Source organism: Ligilactobacillus salitolerans, from assembly GCF_003864415.1.
GTDB classification, from domain to species: domain Bacteria; phylum Bacillota; class Bacilli; order Lactobacillales; family Lactobacillaceae; genus Ligilactobacillus; species Ligilactobacillus salitolerans.
In genome coordinates this window covers 1-314 of sequence record NZ_BFFP01000134.1, presented here as the reverse complement: position 1 = coordinate 314, position 314 = coordinate 1, and the positions used below count along the sequence as shown (strand labels likewise).

General features: G+C 35.7%; 1 rRNA gene. It reads right to left on the bottom strand.

The features are described from left to right. Window positions 1-76: ribosomal RNA gene (locus LFYK43_RS12375) — 16S ribosomal RNA — on the bottom strand; the annotation flags it as partial. Window positions 77-314 lie beyond the last annotated feature (238 nt).

Sequence of the window (314 nt, the reverse complement as noted above, 5' to 3'; positions counted from 1 at the left end):
ACAGATTGCGTTCGACTTGCATGTATTAGGCACGCCGCCAGCGTTCGTCCTGAGCCAGGATCAAACTCTCATTTTAAAAGTTTGTGACTCATAAATTTTACTAGCGAATTGACTTCGCAAATGTTGTTTGCACTTACCATTCGGTAAGCGACCTCACACATTTGATTTGTCGAAACTTTGTTCAGTTTTCAAAGATCTACTTTTGATTGTCGCAATTGACAACTATTAAATAATATCACTAATTTAATCATCTGTCAATTATAATTTAATTAGAATGATGAAACGCTCAATTGCTTTTCAAGATCCTTTGTTGC